The sequence below is a fragment of the Ideonella sp. P3_A4 genome (assembly GCF_056403075.1).
In genome coordinates this window covers 1-528 of sequence record NZ_JBFUGE010001376.1, presented here as the reverse complement: position 1 = coordinate 528, position 528 = coordinate 1, and the positions used below count along the sequence as shown (strand labels likewise).

Genomic DNA, 528 nt, shown 5'->3' with positions numbered 1-528 from the left:
CCGGCCTGCATTGACCGGCGACAAGAAGTCCGACGGCGCGGCCACGCGCAGGTGCCCGCGCGGCTCTTTGGCTTGGCTGCCGACCTCGTGCAGGTGCTGTTCCAGCTGCGCGAGGGTCGCCTTGGCGGCGTCCACCAGYTCCCTGCCGGAAGAGGTCAAGCCCAGTTGGCGCGTGGACCGATGCAGCAAGCGCACGCCGAGGTCTCGCTCCAGCCGCTGCACCTGGCGGCTCAGGTTGTTCGGCGGGACTCCGCGCTCGCGCGCGGCTTGCGCAAAGCTGCCGGCTGCGACCACGTCGACCAAGGTCTTCAGCGTGTTCAGATCGATCGGCGATTGATTCATTTCGTGTACGAGTATGAGACAGATTCACTCACTACTCAAATCAATCGGCCGTCCCTATCCTTCTGGCTTGCATGACAGGAGTGATGACGTGACGAGCAGTTCGGACAAGCGTGTGGTGATCTATGGCGGGGGCATCGCCGGCGTCCAACTCGCCAAGAGTCTGGCCAGCAATGCCCATGTCACGCT

Annotated in this window: 1 protein-coding gene; it reads right to left on the bottom strand. The window is 63.8% G+C overall.

Going from position 1 to position 528, the window contains the following annotated elements:
- On the bottom strand, positions 1-342 hold a 342-nt coding region (locus AC1DYI_RS38085; protein ID WP_477209222.1), incomplete at its 3' end, for a LysR family transcriptional regulator.
- Positions 343-528: the final 186 nt, after the last annotated feature.